Consider the following 19,503-nt stretch of genomic DNA (forward strand, 5'->3'; position numbering starts at 1 on the left):
GGTGGTTGAGTCGCGCGACCATACCGACTTTGCCGGGGCGGCGAAAGTTCAGCGGTTCATGGCTCCGCCGTGCTGGCCTGCGGCTGGTACAGCACCACCTGGTTGCGCTTGCGCTTGGCCAGGTACATGGCGCTGTCGGCGGCCTTGATCAGCGCCTCGGCCTCGCCGGCGTGCAGCGGGCAGAGGGCGATGCCGATGCTCGGGGTGACGAAGTCGATGCGCTCGCCGAGTATGTCGAACGGCGCGCCGAGGCTGGCCAGCAGACGCTCGCCCAGGGCCTGCGCGGCCTCGGCGCTGGCGCCGGCGAGCAGCAGGGTGAATTCGTCGCCGCCCAGGCGGTACAGCTTGCCGGGCTGGCGCAGGCCGTGCTGCAGACGCGCGGCGATGGCCACCAGCAGGGCGTCGCCGGCGTCGTGGCCGAACTGGTCGTTGACCTGCTTGAAGTGGTCCAGGTCGATGAACAGCAGGGCCAGCGGGCCGGCGTTGCCGCTCAGCGCCTGGTCGAGGTCGTGCTGCAGCTGTTCGTTGAACGCCTTGCGGTTGCCCAGGCCGGTGAGTGGGTCGCGGTAGGCCAGGTCGTGCAGGTGGCGCTGGTAGGCCATGCGTTCGCTGACGTCGCGCAGGATGCCGCGGTAGCCGAGCAAGGCGCCGCCGCGCTCGCGGATGGCGCTGACCCGTGCCTCGCAGTCCAGCGTCTGGCCGTCGCCGCGGCGAAAGCGCGCGTTGAAGGTGTCGCGGCTGGCGTCGTCGCGCGCCTGCTGGAACAGCTGGCGGGCGCGCTCGACCTCGTCGCCGGCCAGCAGCTCGACGAAGGGGCGGTGCAGCAGCTGGTCGTCGCGGTAGCCGAGCAGGCGCTCCAGGGCGCGGTTGAAACGCTGCAGGCGGCCCTCGGCGTCCACCTCGAAGTAGCCGTCGTGGATCGCGTCGAGCACCACGCGGTCGCGCGCCTCGCTCTGTTCCAGGCGCTCGAGCATCTGGTTGAGGCCGGTGCTGAGCGCGCCCAGCTCGTCGCGGCCGAGGTCGCCGACCCGCGGCAGGCGGGCCTGGTCGCCGATGGCGGCGATCTCGCCATTGAGCCGGCCGAGGCGGCGCAGCACCCAGAACTCCAGGCCGATGTACACCAGCAGCGCCGCCGCCAGGGCGATCGCCAGGCTGAGGCCGAGGAAGAAGTGGATGGCCTCGCCGCCCTTGCGGAAGTTGATGCGTTCGCCGGTCAGCTGCAGGCGCAGTTCCGGCTCGCCGAGGCTGTTGGCCGATTGCAGCTCGATGCGCTGACGCTGCGCGTCGAGCAGGCTGCGCGGGCTGAGCCAGCCCTGCGGCAGCGGGGTGTCGGCGGGCAGGGCCAGGCGTTGCCAGTCGTCGTCCATCGCCACGGGCGGCAGCAGGCGCAGGTCGCCGAGGGTGCGCAGCTGCAGGTTCTCCTGGCGTGCGCCGTCGAAGAAATAGCCGGCCAGCAGGCTGCCGATGGCCTCGGCGCTGCCCTGGCTGTTGCTCACCGCGCTGACCGTCAGCAGCAGCGGCACGCCCTGCACCAGCAGCAGCTGGCCGGACTGGAACTGCGCATCGCCGCCGTGCTGCAAAAGGCCCAGGCGCTGACTGCGGGCGAGGATGTCGCGGCGCAGGCTGGCGATGCTGCGCGGGCGCTCGCCGCCGACCGGGAGCATGTCGAGCAGGTCCGGCGGTGCCCATTGTTCGACCACCACCTGGCCGCGGTCGTCGAGCAGCACCATGAAGTCGAAGTCGAGGTTGGCCAGTTGCCCGGGGTCGAGGTTGCGCCGCAGGAAGCGGCTGCGGTCGCCTTCGCCGAGCAGCAGCTCGTAGCTGCCGTCCCACCAGGCATAGCTGCGCAGCAGGCTGCTGGTGCGGTGGATATGGGCGAGCAGCAGGGCATGCGCCTTGTGCGCCTCGGCCTGCAGGCGCAGGTTGTCCTGCTGGTCGAAGCGGCTCAGCAGCAGGCGCTCGGAGAGGCCGTAGACGGCCAGCAGGGTCAGCACCAGCAGGGGGGCGAACAGCGAGAACAGGCGGGTGCGCAGGGTCATGACGGCATTCGTCCCTGAAGTCGATGGGCCCAGTATAGCCAGGGCGGGCGATCCTTCCGGTCGATAGCGGGGCTCTATGTCGCGCATTGGCAATGGGTATTTCCGCTCGCGCCGAGCGCTCGCTAGCCTGGCGACCAGTTTCACACTTTGCCGGGCTCCCCCTGCGTCAGCCTTCCCCAGGTGCTCGGGAGCCCGTTCTTATCTCAGCCGGCGCAGCTGCCGGGAGGAGTCGTCGATGTCTGCCATTCGCCATGCCCGCGTCATCATCCTGGGTTCCGGGCCGGCCGGTTACAGCGCCGCGGTGTACGCGGCGCGGGCCAATCTCAAGCCGCTGCTGATCACCGGTATCCAGGCCGGCGGCCAGCTGACCACCACCACCGAAGTGGACAACTGGCCGGGCGATCCCCACGGCCTCACCGGCCCGGCGCTGATGCAGCGCATGCAGGAACACGCCGAGCGCTTCGAGACCGAGATCGTCTTCGACCATATCAACGCGGTGGACCTGGTCGGGCCGCGCTTCACCCTGGTCGGCGACAGCGCCATCTATAGCTGCGACGCGCTGATCATCGCCACCGGCGCCAGCGCCCGTTACCTGGGGCTGCCCAGCGAGGCGGCGTTGATGGGCAAGGGCGTGTCGGCCTGCGCCACCTGCGACGGCTTCTTCTACCGCGGTCGCCCGGTGGCGGTGGTCGGCGGCGGCAATACCGCGGTGGAGGAGGCGCTGTACCTGGCCAATATCGCCAGCAAGGTGACCCTGATCCACCGCCGCGAGACCTTCCGCGCCGAGAAGATCCTGCAGGACAAGCTGCGCGCGCGGATCGCCGAGGGCAAGATCGAGCTGCGCCTGAATGCCGAGGTGGACGAGGTGCTGGGCGATGCCGGCGGCGTCACCGGCGTGCGCCTCAAGCACCAGGACGGCGCCAGCAGCGAGCTGGCCGTGGACGGGCTGTTCGTCGCCATCGGCCACACCCCCAACACCAGCCTGTTCGAGGGCCAGCTGGCGCTCAAGGACGGTTACCTGGTGGTCAACGGTGGGCGCGAGGGCAACGCCACCGCCACCAGCATCCCCGGCGTGTTCGCCGCCGGCGACGTGGCCGACTCGGTCTATCGCCAGGCGATCACCTCGGCCGGTGCCGGCTGCATGGCGGCGCTGGATGTCGAGCGTTATCTCGACGGGCATTGAGCTCCGGTTGTGGACAAAGCCCCGGCATCGCGAGATGGCGGGGCTTTTTCGTGGTAGCCCCCCACCCACTATGACTCAATCCGGCCAGTGCCAGGCCGGTTCGTCCAGCAGTCCCTGACCGCGGAGGCAGGTCTGGCCCAGCGCTTTGTCCAGCTCCAGGGCGTTGCACGCCGGGCTTTGCTTGAGCGTGGCGATCAGGCGGCTGGCGTGGGACACCACCCACACCTGGGTGTGCTGCGAGGCGGCGATGATCAGGCGGCCCAGCGCGGGCAGCAGATCCGGGTGCAGGCTGGTTTCCGGTTCGTTGAGCACCATCAGCGACGGCGGCCGCGGGGTGAGCAGGGCGGCCACCAGCAGCAGGTAGCGCAGGGTGCCATCGGACAGCTCGGCAGCGCTCAAGGGGCGCAGCAGGCCTTCCTGGCGCAGCTCGACGGCGAAACGGCCGCCCGGCTGGAAGTCGATGTGCAGGCGGCTGCCGGGAAAGGCGTCGTCGATGGCGGCATCCAGCGCGGCGCGGTCGCCGATCTCGCGGATGGTCTGCAGCGCCGCGGCCAGGTCGCGGCCGTCGTGATGCAGCACCGGTGTGCGCGTGCCCAATTGCGGCTGGCGCGCCGGCGCGTCGGCATCGCTGCGAAAGTGATCGTAGAAGCGCCAGCGGCGAATGGTTTCGCGTAGCTGGAAGACTTCCGGGCAATTCGGGTCGTTGCCGATCTGGTCGAACAGGCTGTCGTAGCTCGGCACGTGCTGGGCCAGCACCTGCCAGCTGCGGCCTTCGCGCAGGCGCACCATGGGCCCGGCGCGATCCACCAGCAGCGAGGCGGGGCGGTAGCTGGCGCCGGCCCAGATGCACTCGCGCTTGATCTCCGGGTCGAGGGCGAAGGCCGAGCGGCTCGGCTCGGGCAGGCCGAGGGCAATCGCATAGCCGAAATCCTCGCCGGCAAAGCCCAGGCGCAGACGCATTGCGTGCTGCCGTGGGCCGCCTTGCACCGGCACCTCGCCGCTGCGCATGCGCCGGGAAATCTGCTCCGGCCCGGCCCAGAAACTCGACTCCAGCCCGCCCTCTCGGGCCAGCGCATTGACCACCCCGCCCTGGGCGGTTTCCGCCAGCAGGCGCAGGGCGCGGTAGAGATTGGACTTGCCGCTGCCGTTGGCGCCGGTGATCAGGTTGAGTTGGCCCAGCGGCAGCACCAGGCTGTTGATCGAGCGGTAGTTGGCGACGGCGAGGGTATGCAGCATGGGTGTCGTCCTGACCAGGAATCAGCGGCCGTGGCGCGGCGAGAAGGCCAGCCAGGCCAGCAGCGGGTAGCACAGGTAGTGCAGGCTGAACAGGAACAGGCCCATGGGGCTGGGGGTGTCCTGCAGGGCCATCATCGCCAGCAGGCCCAGGTAGAGCAGCGCCAGCAGGCCGCCGTAGAGCGCGGTGAAGCGCCAGCGTTCGGCGTTGCTCGGCGCGCGCCCTTCGCGCCAGTGGAACAGCAGCGCCAGGCCGGCGGCGATGGCGGCGGCGATCAGCAGGGTGGTCAGCACCCCGCCGAGGCGCACGAAGGTGCGCAGCAGCAGGTTCAGCAGCACCGCCGCGAGCACCCCGCTGAGGGCGTAGTAGCGCAGTTGCACGGCGCCGCTCACAGGCTGCGGGCCAGGCCGAAGCGCTTGCTCAGCACCCGGTCCAGCAGGGCGCCAGGCAGCAGCGCGGCGAGCAGCGGCAGGGCGCGGCTGCCGTTGCCCAGGCGCAGCAGGCGCGGGCGTTTGTCGCGCTGCACGGCAGCGAGCAGTTGCGCGGCGAACGCCTCGGCCGGGGTGGGGTTGTCCTGCGAGGCGCCGGCGCGGGCGCGGATGCCGTCGCGCAGCGGCCACCAGGGCGAGTCCTGGCGGATCAGTGCTTCGGCCTGCTGGCTGGCGTTGGCGCCGAAGCTGGAGGCGATGGCGCCGGGCTGCACCTCCATCACCTCGATGGCGAAGGGCGCCAGCTCCAGGCGCAAGGCGTCGGTCAGCGCGTGCACCGCCGCCTTGGAGGCGCAGTAGGCGCCGGCGAAGGGGGTGACCAGCACGCCGGAGACGCTGCCGATATTCACCACCAGGCCGCGGCTGCGACGCAGCAGCGGGAACATGGCGCGGGTCACGCCGACCACGGCGAACACGTTGGTCTCGAACTGCTGGCGCATGGCCTCCACACCGCCGTCGAGCAGCGGGCCCATGGCGCCGTAGCCGGCGTTGTTGATCAGCACCTCGAGGCCGCCGATCTCCTCGTTCAGGCGGCTGGCCAGGCGTTCGAGGGCCGCGCCGTCGTTGACGTCCAGCTGCACCGCCTGGAAACCGGCCTGCCGCAGCGCCGCCAGGTCGCCGTCCTTGCGCGCGGTGGCCCAGACGCGGTAACCGGCGGCCTGGAAGGCGTCGGCCAGGGCGCGGCCGATGCCGCTGGAGCAACCGGTGATCAGGACATTGGCTTGGGACATGCGGCGGTCTTCCTTGTGACGGGTTATCGGTATGCGCGGTGCAACCCGGGGCTCAACGGACGAACTGGCCCTGCAGGCGCTCGGCGCGAAACTCCAGGGTAGCCGGGCTGTAGCCGCTGCGCAGGTCGGGCAGCGGCAGGCAGTCGTTCCAGCTGGCGCCAGGCAGCAGTTCGCCGGGGCCGCTGTAGCGCGGCGATTCGTACAGGCGCTGAGCCAGGTTGGTGGCGTTGCCGGGGCGGTAGGCGGCGACTTCCCAGCGCAGTTCCAGCAGGGCGGCGTCGCTGCCGTTCTTCAGCGTGACGAACAACGGCCGGTCGGCCGGGCACTGCTGCGGATCGTAGCGCAGGCGCAGTTCCAGGTGGGCGAGGTAGCGGGCATCGCGGTTTTCCTGCCAGAGCACCCAGCTGGCGACCAGGGCCAGGCCGGCCAGCGCCGCCATGGAGATCGGCAGGGCCTTGAGCGGGTAGCGGATCAGCAGGATCAGCCAGGAGACGACGAGCAGGACACCGATCAGCATGGGGGGCAGCCTTGGAAAAGTCTGCCCTCATCCTACACAAGGCGGTTTGTCAGGGTAACCGCACGGGCTGTCTCAAGCTGTGACAGGGGCGTAGCCCGGATGCAATCCGGGGGGCTCGGCGGCGGGGCCCCGGATTGCGTCCGGACTACGGCGGCTCAATGTGCGCTGATGACCGCGGCATCGCTGCGGCCGTAGACGTCCTCCAGGCGCTCGATATCGTCCTCGCCCAGGTAGGTGCCGGACTGCACCTCGATGATCTCCAGCGGGATCTTGCCCGGGTTGGAGAGGCGGTGCACCGAGGTCATCGGGATGTAGGTGGACTGGTTCTCGGTGAGCAGGAACTCGCGGTCGTCGCAGGTCACCTTGGCCGTGCCGGACACCACGATCCAGTGCTCGGCGCGGTGGTGGTGCATCTGCAGCGACAGCTGCGCCCCCGGCTTGACGGTGATGTGCTTGACCTGAAAGCGCCCGCCCATGTCCACCGAGTCGTACGAGCCCCAGGGGCGGTACACGGCGCAGTGGTTCTGGGTCTCGCTGCGGCCCTGGGCGTCGAGCCTGCCCACCAGCTTCTTGACGTCCTGCACGCGGTCCCTGTGCGCCACCATCATGGCGTCCTTGGTTTCCACCACGACGATGTCGTCCAGGCCGAGCACCGAGACCAGCTTGCCGTTGCCGTGCACCAGGCAGTTGCGGCTGTCCTCGAGCAGCACGTCGCCCTTGGTGACGTTGCCGGCAGCGTCCTTGTCGTGCACTTCCCAGATCGACGACCAGCTGCCGACGTCGTTCCAGCCGGCGGCCAGCGGCACCACGCAGGCGCGGGTGGTCTTCTCCATCACCGCGTAGTCGATGGAGTTGTCCGGGCAGCAGGCGAAGGTGGCCGGGTCGATGCTGATTTCCGCGTCCTTGCGCTGGCTGCGCTCCAGGGCCAGCAGGCAGGTGTCGTAGATGTCCACGTCGTGCCGCTTGAGCTCCTCGAGGAAGCGGCTGGCGCGGAACAGGAACATGCCGCTGTTCCAGTAGTAGTCGCCGCTGGCCACGTACTCGGCGGCGCGCTCGGCGTCGGGCTTCTCGACGAAGCGGGCGACCCGCGCCACGCCGTCCGGCAGCTGCGCATCGACGCCGCCGCGGATATAGCCGTAGCCGGTCTCGGGGCGGTCGGCCGGTACGCCGAACAGCACCATCTCGCCCTTCTCGGCGGCCACGGTGGCCAGCGCCAGGGCCTGGCTGAAGGCCTGCTGGTCGTCCAGAACGTGGTCGGCCGGCAGCACCAGCATCAGCTCGTCACGGCCCTCGGCGATCAGCTGCAGGGCGGCCATGGCCACCGCCGGCGCGGTGTTGCGGCCGAAGGGTTCGAGCAGCAGCAGCTGCGCCTGCTGGCCGATCTGCTGCAGCTGTTCCTGGACGATGAAGCGGTGCTCCAGGTTGGCCACCAGCACCGGCGGCTGCATGCCCTCGACGGAGAGGCGCTGCAGGGTCTGCTGGAACAGCGTGTGCTCGCCGGTGAGGGCGAGGAACTGCTTGGGATACTGCTTGCGCGAGAGCGGCCAGAGTCGCGAGCCGCTGCCACCGGAAAGGATGATCGGGGTCATGGTGTGTCTCCTGAGATGAGGGTCATGAGGTGCTCCAGCGTCATGTGGTGCGGCGTGTGCCCGCCGTTTTCCTTGTTCTCGAAAAAACTCGTTGCCTTAAGGAAGTTCTGAAAAAGCCATTTATCGTCACTCCCGCGAAGGCGGGAGCCCAGGGACTACGCAGGCTCTGGATTCCCGCCTGCGCGGGAATGACGGCTATTTCAGAGTTTCCTTAACCGTCGATGGGGCGCTTGACCCACACCGGTGCCAACTTGCCCTGGGCGCCGGTGACGAACAGGCTGACCACCTCGCCGCGCTCCAGGGTCACGGGTTTGAGGTCGGCCACCTTGCGCTCGCCCTCGAACAGCGCCAGGCCGACCTTGACCGGGTTGATCTCGCGCTCGCCGCGGCCGTCGGGCTGCACATCGGCGACCACCGCGGTCTTGCCGTCGGCGGTCTTCAGGCTGAGCGGGCTGTCGCTGAGGTTCTGCACGCGCAGCAGCGCCTTCTGCTTGTTGCTGAACGCCGGTTCCTCGACCAGGCGCGGCGCGCTGCCGGTCTGGCTGACCAGGGTGTAGTAGTGGGCGGCCTGCAGCTGCACCGGCAACCGGGCGTTGCCGACCTGGGCCTGGTAGCTGCCGGCCGGCAGGTACTCGAAGTCGCTGGAGCCCAGCGGTGCGACCCGCTTGAGCTGCACCTCGCCGACGTTGACGTCGAGCTCGGCGTTGCCGGCGTTGTAGGCGCGAACGAAGGCCGAGCCCTTGGGTGCCTTGGGCCCGTAGAGGGCGCCGTCGTCGGCCTGGGCCTGGAACATGCCGAGGCCCAGGGCCAGGGCGCAGGCGCCCAGGGTGAAGCGGCGCAGGGTGGTTTGAGTGTTCATCGGATAGTCCTCCTTGGGGGATGAATCAGTGGCTGGCGGCAGCCAGCCCCTGGCGCTCGCCGCCGTCTTTCAGGGCGGCGAGCCATTGCGGGTCGAAGTCGGTGAGATCGCTGGTCATCGGCAGGTAGCGCTCGGGGAACTCCCAGATCACCAGCTGCGGTGGGGCGTTGTTCAGCTCCTCGCTCTGCAGGTACTTGAGCATCGGCACCAGCGGGCCGCCGCCTTCCTCGGCGTGGTTGGCCAGGTCGCGCTGCAGGTGCTGGCGCAGCGCGCCGGCGAAGTTCCAGGCCGGGTTGGCGCTGTAGCTGGTGCCGACCAGCGCCACCGGCAGGTCGGTCTCGGCGAACAGCGCATCGCCGTCGCCGCCGGCGGCATGGGTCTGGCGCAGTTGCAGGCGGTCGGCGCTCGGCAGCAGGCTCTCGAACAGCGGGCCGAGCGGCAGGAAGCGGGTCAGGTCGCCCTGGTGCGCGCGGGTTTCCAGGGTCTCGGTGACGAACTCCTGCGGCTCGCCGCGCAGCTGCAGGGCGCTGCGCACCACCTCGCTCAGGGCGCGCGCGGCGACCTCGGCGCCTTCCGGCGTCCAGTGGGTGTCGGTGCGCAGGAACATCGGCGCCTCACTCTTGGCCGCCTGCAGCGGGCCGAGCAGATCCGGCGCGGCGATCCCGGCATTGCGCACCGCGCGATGAAAGCGCGGGTAGAGGCTGCGCTGCAGGGCGCTGGGCTGATGGGCGCCGGTGTGCTCCGGGTAGAGGCGGGTCTTGGCCGGGACTATGGCCAGCAGCAGCTGGATATCGCGTTCTTGCAGCTGGCGCTGCACGCCACGGATCAGCGCCAGGTTGTCGCGCAGCTGGCGTTGAGCATCGACCACCGGGTCGAATTCCTCGTCCGAATACAGCCAGCCGTCCTGGCCGATCACCAGGCCGGCGCGGCCTTCGCCGAATGCCAGGTATTCCAGGGCCGCCCACAGGTTGATGCCGACCTGCTTGAGCGGAAAGTGCTCGTCGTAGTGCCGCTCGAGGCTCTTGGCCAGGCTGCCGTCAAGCACGCGCGGTTCGGCGGGCGGCCGGTAGTCCGCCAGGCCGCCGAGGGCGAGCAGGCTGGTGGGTACCAGCAGCAGGCTGAACAGCGCGACGTAGAGGGTAGTGACGGGGCGATTCATGGATGACCTCCGCTCAGAACTGGAAGTAGAGGAAGGGGGAGTAGCTCTGCGCGGAGAGCTTGAGCAGCGAGGCGCAGAACAGCAGCAGCAGGGCACCGCGTAGCGCCAGCAGGCGCAGGTCGACGGCCTGCAGGGCGACACCGGCGCTGGCCAGGGTCAGGCCCGGCTCCTGGCTGCGGCTGGCGAGGAACTGACGGGCGCCGTTGACGGCGATCACCACCCAGGCCAGCGCCAGGGTGACCATCTGCAGCCCGCTGATCTGCGCCAGGGTCAGCTCGCTCGGGCGCCAGTCGCCGAAGGGCAGCAGCGCGGCGTACATGCGCCCGGCCACCTCCAGGTTCTCGGCGCGGAAGATCACCCAGCCGAGCATCACCAGCAGCAGGGTGAAGGCCCATTTCAGCGGGTTGAACACAATCGGTGCGGCTTTCACGCCGAGCGCCCGTTCGATGGCCAGCCAGGTGCCGTGCCAGGCGCCCCAGATCAGGAAGGTCCAGTTGGCGCCGTGCCAGAAACCGCCCAGCAGCATGGTCAGGAACAGGTTGCGGTAGGTGTTGAAGGTGCCGTGGCGGTTGCCGCCCAGGGGCACGTAGAGGTAGTCGCGCAGCCAGGTCGACAGGCTGATGTGCCAGCGCCGCCAGAACTCGGTGATCGACTGGCTGATATAGGGCTGGTTGAAGTTCTCCATGAAACGAAAGCCCATCATCAGGCCCAGGCCGATGGCCATGTCGCTGTAGCCGGAGAAGTCGAAGTAGAGCTGTGCGGTGTAGGCGATCATGCCCAGCCAGGCGTCGCCGGTACTGGGGTTTTCCAGGGCGAAGCAGTGATCCACCAGCGGCGCCAGGCTGTCGGCGATGAACACCTTCTTGACGAAGCCCTGCATGAAGCGCGTGGCGCCTTCGCTGAACTTGTCCAGGCTGTGGCTGCGCTCGGTGAACTGGTCGGCCAGGTCCTTGTAGCGCAGCACGGGGCCTGCGATCAGCTGCGGGAACAGGGCGATGAAGGCGGCGAAGTTGATCAGGTTGCGCGTCGGTTCGGTGTCGCGGCGGTACACGTCGATCAGGTAGCTGATCGACTGGAAGATGTAGAAGGAGATGCCGATCGGCAGGATCACCGAGGTGAGAACGAAGGGCTCGAGACCGAAGGATTCGAGCAGGGCGTTGATATTGGCCACGCCGAAGTTGGCGTACTTGAAGTAGCCCAGCGTGGCCAGGTTGCCGACCACCCCGGCCACCACCCAGCGGCGTGCCGTTTCGGTGCCGGCATGGGCCTGGATGCGCAGGGCGAAGACGTAGTTCCACAGCGTCACCGCGGCGAACAGCAGGAGGAAGTCCACTCGCCACCAGGCATAGAAGGTGTAGCTGCCGACCAGGATCAGCAGATTGCGCCCGCGATTCGGGCACAGGTAGTACAGGCCGAGGAAGATCGGCAGGAACAGGAACAAAAAGACGTTGGATGAAAAGACCATCCGGGCTTCTCCGAAAATAGCCGGGGCAGCGCCCCCCTTTCCCCCCGCGAGCGGAGGGTTTGTTTTGCTGCGTCCCGTAGGCGCGAACTTATCCGCGAAATTCGCGGCTCAAGCCGCGCCTACGGGCTTTCAAATACCTGGCTTACCTCGCCGCCGAGGCGGAAGCTGTTGAACGGCCCCATCGTCCGGTTCAGTTCGCGGGTCTGTTCGCTGCAGGCGTAGAGGCTGCAGTAAGGCGCCAGCCAGGCGTACTTGTAGTCCTTGCGCAGCTCGCTCATGTCCTGCTTGGCGCCGCTGCGTTGGGCGAACGCCGCCGGGTCGCGCGCGCCTTGCAGCACGCGCTCGGCCAGGCGCTGCAGGGCGCCCTGGTTCTCGCCGCGCAGGTCGACGCCGTTGGCCTCGGCGAAGGCCGCGATCATCGCCAGCGGCGGCAGAGCGTAGTTGTGATAGGCCAGGGCGCGCTGGCTGCGGCGCATCTCATTGGCCAGGTAACCCTGGTCGTCGACCTGACCCGCGGCGACGCGGAACTGGCCCACCGACCAGTCGAACAGGTCGCGGCGGTCAGCGATGACGGCCACCGCCATCACCGACCAGGCGGCCCAGTAGCTGTGGTTGTTGATCTTCTTCAGCGGCAGGTCGCTCCACTCGCGCACCGTGTGCTCGGCCAGACGCACGAACCAGGCTTCGATGCGCGCGCTCTGCTGCGGGTAGGCGGCCAGCGGTTGCGACGCGGAGAACTTCAGGCGCAGCCAGGCGCCGGCCAGGCTGCCGAGCGCCCATTTGCGCATCGACTTGCCGGTGTGGTTGAACTGCTCGGACGCCAGCGCATCGGCGCTGGCCCACTGGTCGAGCCAGTCGATGGCGCAGTCCAGGCGTCCCTGCTGACCGGTGCGCATATAGCCGGTGATCATCCGCCCGGCTTCCTTTTCCAGGCGGGTGATGGGCGCGGTCTGCGCGCGGAAGTTCTGCTCCGCCTGGCGGTTGAGCGTGGCGCGGGCGCTGCCTGAACCCTCGTATTTGCTGGTGAACTGCAGCGCACCGGTGTAGGGCGCAGGCGTCACCGGGCAGCTGGGCGCCTGGCCGCCTTGCTGCCGTACCGGCGCCAGGTAGCCGGGCGGCGGCTGCAGCGCGGCGAAGGCCGGAGCGCCGAACAGCAGGCTGGCGAGCAGGGCGGGGGCGAATCGCTTCATGGGCAACCTCAACTCCTGGGCTCGTGGCGGGCCACCTGCTGGCCGGCACCGCTCGGGCGCTGGCACAGGCTGGCCTCGACCTTGAGGTCGTCGGCGCTGTCTTCGGGTTTCTGGATTTCCAGGGCGAAGAAGTTCTGTTCGCCCCAGCCCGGCTCGTCGCGCAGCTCGAAGGCGAAACGGCCGTCGGTGTCGGCGGTGTCGGGTTTCTCCAGCTTGAGTTGCTCGCGGCGGCCGTTGAGGTACCAGACGGTGGCGTCGACGCGCTTGACCGAGGGATCGCTGAAGCGCAGGTCGAGCTGATGGCGCGTGCCGGCCAGGGTCAGCAGGCGATTCTCGCCGTTGACCAGCACCTCGTTGCTGCCCGGGCGCAGGCGCGTCTCGGCGCTGAGCAGGGCGCTCTGGTCGCTGCAGCCGTTGTTCAGGGTGGCCATCAGCTGGCGGTGGATCTTGTCCGAGGCCAGGTCGTAGAGCGGCGAGAATTCCCAGATCAGGATCTTCGGCGGATCCTTCTGGAACGCCTCGCTGCCCAGGTACTCGAGCATCGCCCCTTCCAGGCCGCCGCCGGCGAAGGCGGCGTTGAGCACCTCGGCGCCCAGGTGCTGTTCGAGGAAGCCGCCGAAGTTGTAGTTCTTGCCGCTGTGGCTGGTGCCGACCAGGGCGATCTTCGGGCTGCTCGCCTCGCCGAACAGTGCGTCGCCATCGCTGGCGTCCTTCGGCTCGGTGACGAACTGGTCGACGTACTGCACCGCGTAGCCGGTGCCGCACAGCTGGCTGGCGACGTTCTGCATGGTGCCGGTCTTGCCCATCAGGCCGACGCGCTGGGTGACGAACTCCTTGCGCGGAATATCTTCGAAGCCGGGGATGCGTTTGACCGTCTCGGCCACCAGGCGCGCAGTGCGCTCGGCGCCGTAGGGCGTCCAGTGCTGGTCACGGCGGAAATAGAACGCCTGGTCGCTGTCCTCGTCGGTCAGTGGGGTCAGATCTGGCACCCAGATACCCAGCTGCTCGAAGCGCGTCAGCGCCTGGCGGTAGTTGGCCAGCGCCTTGTCGTAGTCGAAGCGCTGGTAGTCGGCGGGCTTGAGCTTGCTGCGATTGACCAGGCCGCGGGTCGGTTGATAGACCACCACCAATTCCACGCCGCGCTGCTTGAGGCCGTCGCGCAGTTCCTTGAGGCGCTGGTAGCCGGCTTCGCTGGTGCCGAACTCGGTGCGCAGGTCTTCCACGCTGCGAAACAGCCAGCCTTCCTCGGCGTCCATCAGGGTGATGAAGTTCTTCATGTAGTTGCTGGTGTAGCGGCTGGCGTCGTGCGCGGCGGGGCACAGCGAGCAGCAGTCTTCGACCTGGTATTGCGGCGCCTGGCGCTCCTGCGCCTGCAGGGCACCGGAGGCGGCGGCGCAGGCCACGGCCAGGGCGAGGGATTTGAGCGGAGAAACGATCATGGTGGGCCTCGTCAATTGGTCATCTGCTCGGGATCGATCGGGTCGATCAGCACGGGCTGGCGCTGGCGCACCAGCAGGTCGAGGATCTGTTCCTGTTTTTCGCCGAGGATGCCGGCGAGCTGGATGCCGTTGCTCTTGCGCGGGGCGATCAGCTTGACCCGGTACAGCTCCACCGACAGCGGCGAGTCGATGTTGATCGGGCTGGAGCCGTTGCCGGCCAGGGTGCCGCCGACGATGATCATCGACACCTTGGTGTCGAAGGGGTCGAGCTTGAGGTCGCGGTCGGTATCGGACAGGTCCTTGATGTGGCCGTACACGCCGGTCAGCTCGTTGAGCGCGGCGAGGTTGTCGTACAGGCGAATGTTCTCGCTGTTGCGGATGCGGATGCCGTGGCGCTGGTTGCGCAGCACCTGGTTGCCCCACAGCAGGTTGTCGCCGCTCTCGTAGATGGTGATGCCGTCGGCATGGTTGCCGTGCACGCGGTTGTAGGCGATCAGGTTGCCGACGCTGTTACGGTCGATGACCACCCCGGAGAGCTTGTTGTCATGGCTCTCGTTGTTGATGATCCAGCTGTCGTTGACCTCGCGCGAAATGATGATGCCGTGCTTCTTCTTGGTCCCGAACACCTTGTTCTCGGCGATGATCAGGCCGTGCGAACGGTCGTGCGGGTCGATGCCGTAGACGATGTTGTCGCGGTAGGTGTTGCCCTTGATCACCACGTTCTGCGCTTCGTAGCAGTAGAAGCCGTACCAGTGGTCGACGAACTCCGAATCGATCAGCCAGCCGGTCGGCTCCTCGCGCTTGAGGCGGGCATGCATGTTCGGCGTGTACTGGGTGATCGACACCCCGTAGGACTTGGAATTCGAATAGCCCAGGCTGGTCAGCACGCTGCCGGCGATGTACAGCTCGCTGCCGCCCCAGGACACCAGGAAGGGGCGGAACTCCTTGCCGTCGTCGCGCAGGGTGGCCGGGCCCTTGTCGGCCTCGCGCCAGGCGGTGACGCGGGTGTCGGTGAGGAACATCAGGCCGTCGTTGACCAGGAAGGCGCCGCGTTCCTGCGACAGGCGCAGCTCGCGGGTCTCCTTGCCGACGTGCAGGGTCGCGCCCTGGGCGACCACGATAGGCAGGCGGGCAATGTAGACGCCCGGCTGCTGTTCTTCGAACTGGCTGGCGGGCAGGGCCTTGGCCAGGTCCTGCGCGGTGACCAGGCCACCTTCGATGAAGATCGCCTGGGGCATGCCCTGCTGGCGCTTGACCCATTCGCGCAGGCGCTCGTTGCCGCCGGTGAAGTCCTTCAGCGCGTCCTGGCGCAGCATGCGCCGCACCGCCACGCGGCCCTTGTCCTGGCGCGGAATCTTGGCCAGCACGGCGTCCATGGTGTAGCCGGACAGATCCGGCAGCGTCGGCGCTTCTAGGTGCAGCGGCTCGGCCGGCGCACTGCGCACCCGGTAGTCGAACTGGTGCTCGCTCTCGGCGCCGAGCGCCGGCGGCGCGGCCAGCTGCACGGCGCCGAGCAGCGCGCCTGCGCCGAGCAGGCAGAAGGCGAGGCGCTTGTTGATCCTGCGTGGCATGGGATCTCTCCTTAGAAGCGCCAGATGAAGTCGACGAAGGCGCGGTGCATCACCGAGTCGGTGCCGCGGCCATAGGCGTCGCCGGGCAGGAACACGCCGCCGCGCAGACGCACCAGGGCCGAACGCTCGTCGAGTCGTTCCGCCACCGAGGCCGGCAGCAGGCCCTGCTTGAAGTAGCGGGTCAGCACCAGGTCGACCTCCTGGCCGACGTCCTTCTCGCCCGCCACCAGCGACGCGTCGACGCCGCTGTCGCCGATGTCCTGGTCGCCGTCGACGCGCCACAGGCGGTGGTAGACCAGGCTGGCGTCGTAGTCCTGGCCCAGTTGCCAGGAGCTGAAGGCGCTGGCCACCTGCAGGTTGGAGAGCTCGCCGCGGAAGGCCTCGCCGAAGCGGTGCAGGCGCGATTCGACGCCGGTGAAATTGGCGCGGTTGCTGTGCAGGCCGGTCTGCATGAACTGGCGCGACTCGTCCTCATCGCCGCCGCCACTGCCGCGGGCATAGGCCGCACCGATCTTCCAGTGCTCGTCGAGGCTGTAGCGCAGGCCGAGGTCCACCGCCCAGGCGTCGACGTCCTGGCTACGCGAGCCGCTGGCCAGGCGTTCATCGCCGACGATCTGTTGCTGCAGCTGGTCGGTGTCGCCCTTGAGCCAGGTCATCTGCGCCCAGTAGTTGAGGCGGTTGCGTGAGTTGCGCTCGAAGAAGCCGCCGTCGGCGTGCAGGCCGAACCAGGTGAGGTCGCCGGTATGGCGCTTGCTCAGCTCGTCGATGCGCTCGCCGACGCTGGGCAGGCTGCCGTCGTCGCGGCTGTGGTGCAGCTTGGCGCCGATGCGGTGGCCCGGGGTCCACTGGTAGGCGAGGCCGGCGAAGTAGTGGCGGCGGTCTTCGTCTTCCGGGGCCAGCTCGTCGAGGTCGGTGCGGTACTCGGAGAAGCGTTCGGCGACGCCGATATCGGCCTGCAGCAGGGTGCTGTCGAAGCGCCAGTGCAGGGCCTCGATATTGGTGTCCCACCAGGTGCCTTCGTCGCTGCGCAGGCGCTGGCGGCCGAAGCGCAGGCGCTCGCCGGGGTAGGCGGTGAGGCCGCTGTAGTCGACCCAGAACTCGCGCAGGGCCAGGTAGCTGTCGTCCGGTTGGCGCGCGTCGCTGCGGCTGCTGGCGGCGGTTTCGCCGTCGTCGCCGGCGCGCTGCAGCGGGTCGGTCTCGATGGTGTCGGTGGCGGTCACCGCCTGGCCCATGGCGAAGGCGCTCCAGTCGCCGCGCTGGGCATAGGCCCAGGGGCGCAGATCGAGACCGATGCCGTTGACGTCGCCGCCGTCGCGGGTGCCGAGGTCGCGGTCGTCTTCCGATTGCGCGGTGATCTTGATGTCCAGGCCGAAGTCGGTCTGGTTGTCGGTCGCCCAGGCGGTGCCGGCGGCGAGCAGGCTGGCACCGAGGCCGAGCTGGCTGACGATTCGATTGAACTGCATACGGGTGTCCTTGTTCATGGCTGGCTCGCCTGCAGGCTGTTCTGTTCGCGCCAGGCGTTGCCACGCGCCTCGCGCTCCTCTTGCAGCAGGCGCTGGGCCTCGGCCAGTTGCGCCGGGGTCAGGCGCTGGGCGATGGCATGGGCCAGCTCGTGGGTCTGCGGCGTGTTGCGCGGCAGGGCGAGCTGGCTGAAGACATAGGCATTGACCGGGTTGGGCTTGACGCCGCGGCCCTGGCTGAACATCTGCGCCAGGGCGAAGTCGGCGCTGAGCTGGCCGGCGCGGGCGGCGCTGAGCAAATGATCGAGCGCCTGTTGCGGGTAGACCTCGCCGAGGTAGCCGCGCAGGTAGAGCTGCCCCAGGTAGTAGTTGGCGCTGGGCTCGCTGGGCGCGGCCTTGCGCAGGTGCTCCTCGGCTTTCTTCGGCTCCTGCGGCAGCAGCTTGCCTTCGTAGTACAGGCGCCCGAGCAGCAGCTCGGCGCGCGGCAGGGCGGCGTCGCGGCCCTTGTCCAGGTAGCCGAGCAGGGTCTCGCTGTCGCCCTGCTGCGGGTAGTCGTAGAGCAGCCGCGCCAGGCTGACCCAGGCGGCCGGATGCTGCGGCGCGATGGCTTCGAGCAGCTCCTGCGCTCGCCCGGGCTGCGGCTGGCCGACTTCGGCATCGGCCAGCACCTGGGCCACGGCGTCGACCCGGTTGGGCGACACGCGGCCGGCGCGGTAGCCGACCATCAGCTGTTTGAGCAGGGCGTCGAGTTCTTCTTCGCGCCCCTGCTTCTGGTACACCGTGGCCAGCTCGACGTAGCAGACGTCGTTCGCCGCCAGGCCGGCCTGGCAGATGCGTTCGATTTCGCCCAGGTGCTGGTCGTAGCTGCCGTCGCTGCGGTAGACGAGGATTTGCGCCAGTTCGGCCTGCGGCAGTCCCTGCTGGCGCCAGTCATGGATGCGTTGCGATAGGTTCATGGCGGGGAAGTCCTGTGGGTAGAACAGGTAGAGCTCGGTCAGCGGCAGCAGCACGCCGGGCTCGCTGGCGCGGCTGGCGGTCTCCAGCAGTTCGGCCGCTTCCTGGCGCTCGGCGGAGCTGCTGCCGGGCTTGCGCGCCAGCAGCTTGCCGAGCCGCGCCTTGGCCCGCGGCGAACCGTCGAGGGCCTGGCGATAGACGCGCTCGGCCTCGGCCAGGTCCTGCGGCTGGCCGTTGGCGACATACAGGTCGGCCAGGCCGATCTGCGCTTCGTCGTAACCCAGCTCGGCGAGCTGGCGGAAATGCCGCTCGGCGGTCTGCTGGTCGCCGCGCTGCAGCGCCTCGCGGGCCAGGCGTTGATCGGGCAGGCCGGCGCAACCGGCGAGGGCGGCGAGGGCGGCGCTCACGGCCAGGCCGAGCAGGGCGGGGCGGAGAAGAGGCAGAGACATGGCGTTAACGTCCGGCGGCGATGGCCCGGTCGACCAGCCAGCTCAGCGACGGGCCGCGGTCGATGACCACGTCCACCGGCTGGCCGGCCAGGCTGGCGGGCAGGGTCTGTTCGGGCTTGATCTGCACGCGGATGTCGGCGGACAGGCCGCCGTCGTGCAGGCTGCTGCTGACGATCTCGCCGCGGCGCGGCTGGTCTTCGCCGGCCACCTTGAAGCTCACCGGGGTGCCCGGGCGCGCCTGTTCCAGGTGGCGGTAGGGGAAGCTGGCGCTGACGGTGGCGATGCCGTCCTGCGGCACCAGTTCGAAGATAACGTCGCCCTTGCTGGCGAACTGGCCGTCGGCCACCAGCTGGCGGGCGATCTTGCAGTTGCACGGGCTGGTCAGGGTGCCCTGCATCTCGCGGCTGAACAGTGCCTCGATCTGGCTCGGCTCGAGCTGCTCCTCGCCCAGATGGCCCTTGAGCATCTCCAGCATGCTGGTGGTGAAGGTGGCGATCGGTGCGCCTTTCTCGACGATGCCGTCGGGCTGCACCAGGCTCTGCACGCTGCCTTCGCGCGGCATGGTCACCTGCAGCGCCGGCAGGCTGATCTGCGCCGACTGCGCGTGGGTGACGAAGTACAGGCCGTAGATCGACTTGCCGATGTAGCCGAAGGCGGCCAGGCCGACGAGGAAGATCGCGGTGCTGAAGGTCACCGCGCGCAGGCGGCCGAACAGGCCCATGCCGCCGCCGGCACCGTTCTTGCGCGCCTTGGTGAAGTTCTCGCGCTGGAGGATGTGCAGCACCTCGCCAACGTTGACCAGCTCGCCGGCCAGGTGGGCGCTGATCAGGTGGCGCAGGGCGGCGGTTTCGCGGGTGCCGAGGTTGTGGAACTGGCAGCCGACGCGGCCCTGTTCGGGCTGCACCGAGCAGACCTGGAAATCCATGTCCAGGCCCAGCACCAGGCTGTCGAGCTGGAACTGCAGCTGGCCGCGATGGAAGTCGCCGACCTTGTGTGCGGTGCGTTCGCTGGCGAAGCTGAAGCCGCCGGCGGAGACATCCAGCAGGCGCACGTCGATGCGTTCGCGCTGGGCATTGCTGTAGCGCAGGCGTCCGGGCAGCTTGACCCGAGCGTGCTGGCGCTGGGCCTCGGACTCATGGACGACGTTGAGGTTGGCGACTGAGTTCATGGTGGCTA

The 19,503-nt window shown here is 68.8% G+C and carries 16 protein-coding genes; 1 reads left to right on the top strand and 15 read right to left on the bottom strand.

Annotated features, from left to right (window positions below; genetic code table 11):
- Positions 1-56 precede the first annotated feature (56 nt).
- Positions 57-2,039, bottom strand: coding sequence for a sensor domain-containing diguanylate cyclase (locus tag ACW9UL_RS04580; protein WP_457789180.1), 1,983 nt, complete (start codon positions 2,037-2,039; stop codon positions 57-59).
- Between the two features lie 235 nt (positions 2,040-2,274).
- Between ACW9UL_RS04580 and trxB the strand changes: the two genes are divergently transcribed.
- Positions 2,275-3,222, top strand: coding sequence for a thioredoxin-disulfide reductase (gene trxB, locus ACW9UL_RS04585; RefSeq protein WP_021444336.1), 948 nt, complete (start codon positions 2,275-2,277; stop codon positions 3,220-3,222).
- A 75-nt stretch (positions 3,223-3,297) separates the two neighbouring features.
- Here trxB and ACW9UL_RS04590 read toward each other — a convergent pair whose 3' ends face one another.
- The 14 genes from ACW9UL_RS04590 to ACW9UL_RS04655 form a co-directional block, all read right to left on the bottom strand.
- Positions 3,298-4,458 (bottom strand): AAA family ATPase, encoded by a 1,161-nt coding sequence (locus ACW9UL_RS04590; protein ID WP_457789183.1) that lies wholly within the window; start codon positions 4,456-4,458, stop codon positions 3,298-3,300.
- A gap of 21 nt (positions 4,459-4,479) precedes the next feature.
- Positions 4,480-4,848 (bottom strand): hypothetical protein, encoded by a 369-nt coding sequence (locus tag ACW9UL_RS04595; RefSeq protein WP_457789185.1) that lies wholly within the window; start codon positions 4,846-4,848, stop codon positions 4,480-4,482.
- Positions 4,845-5,675, bottom strand: a complete 831-nt coding sequence (locus ACW9UL_RS04600) for an SDR family oxidoreductase (RefSeq protein ID WP_457789187.1) — start codon at positions 5,673-5,675, stop codon at positions 4,845-4,847. The genes ACW9UL_RS04595 and ACW9UL_RS04600 overlap by 4 nt, the downstream gene beginning before the upstream one ends.
- Before the next feature lie 52 nt (positions 5,676-5,727).
- Positions 5,728-6,192, bottom strand: coding sequence for a hypothetical protein (locus tag ACW9UL_RS04605; protein WP_021443312.1), 465 nt, complete (start codon positions 6,190-6,192; stop codon positions 5,728-5,730).
- A 155-nt stretch (positions 6,193-6,347) separates the two neighbouring features.
- Positions 6,348-7,781 (bottom strand): mannose-1-phosphate guanylyltransferase/mannose-6-phosphate isomerase, encoded by a 1,434-nt coding sequence (locus ACW9UL_RS04610; protein ID WP_457789188.1) that lies wholly within the window; start codon positions 7,779-7,781, stop codon positions 6,348-6,350.
- Between the two features lie 211 nt (positions 7,782-7,992).
- Complete coding sequence (locus ACW9UL_RS04615) at positions 7,993-8,640, bottom strand: alginate O-acetyltransferase AlgF (RefSeq protein ID WP_021443310.1); 648 nt, start codon at positions 8,638-8,640, stop codon at positions 7,993-7,995.
- A 25-nt stretch (positions 8,641-8,665) separates the two neighbouring features.
- Positions 8,666-9,799, bottom strand: a complete 1,134-nt coding sequence (locus ACW9UL_RS04620; RefSeq protein WP_457789192.1) for an alginate O-acetyltransferase — start codon at positions 9,797-9,799, stop codon at positions 8,666-8,668.
- Between the two features lie 13 nt (positions 9,800-9,812).
- Entirely contained in the window at positions 9,813-11,264 is a 1,452-nt protein-coding gene (locus tag ACW9UL_RS04625; RefSeq protein WP_457789194.1) for an MBOAT family O-acyltransferase, read from the bottom strand.
- Positions 11,265-11,383: 119 nt separating this feature from the next.
- Complete coding sequence (locus tag ACW9UL_RS04630) at positions 11,384-12,454, bottom strand: mannuronate-specific alginate lyase (protein WP_457789196.1); 1,071 nt, start codon at positions 12,452-12,454, stop codon at positions 11,384-11,386.
- An 8-nt stretch (positions 12,455-12,462) separates the two neighbouring features.
- Positions 12,463-13,893: an alginate O-acetyltransferase gene (locus ACW9UL_RS04635; protein ID WP_457789198.1), complete on the bottom strand. Its 1,431-nt coding sequence runs from the start codon at positions 13,891-13,893 to the stop codon at positions 12,463-12,465.
- 11 nt (positions 13,894-13,904) lie between these two features.
- Positions 13,905-15,464 (bottom strand): mannuronan 5-epimerase AlgG, encoded by a 1,560-nt coding sequence (gene algG / locus ACW9UL_RS04640; protein ID WP_457789200.1) that lies wholly within the window; start codon positions 15,462-15,464, stop codon positions 13,905-13,907.
- An 11-nt stretch (positions 15,465-15,475) separates the two neighbouring features.
- Positions 15,476-16,927, bottom strand: coding sequence for an alginate export family protein (locus ACW9UL_RS04645; protein ID WP_457790910.1), 1,452 nt, complete (start codon positions 16,925-16,927; stop codon positions 15,476-15,478).
- A 14-nt stretch (positions 16,928-16,941) separates the two neighbouring features.
- Positions 16,942-18,327 (bottom strand): alginate biosynthesis TPR repeat lipoprotein AlgK, encoded by a 1,386-nt coding sequence (algK, locus tag ACW9UL_RS04650; protein ID WP_457789202.1) that lies wholly within the window; start codon positions 18,325-18,327, stop codon positions 16,942-16,944.
- Positions 18,328-18,331: 4 nt separating this feature from the next.
- A complete protein-coding gene (locus ACW9UL_RS04655; protein ID WP_021441932.1) occupies positions 18,332-19,495 on the bottom strand; it encodes an alginate biosynthesis protein Alg44 in 1,164 nt (387 codons plus the stop codon).
- Positions 19,496-19,503: the final 8 nt, after the last annotated feature.

It is taken from the genome of Pseudomonas sp. PL-6, from assembly GCF_054110165.1.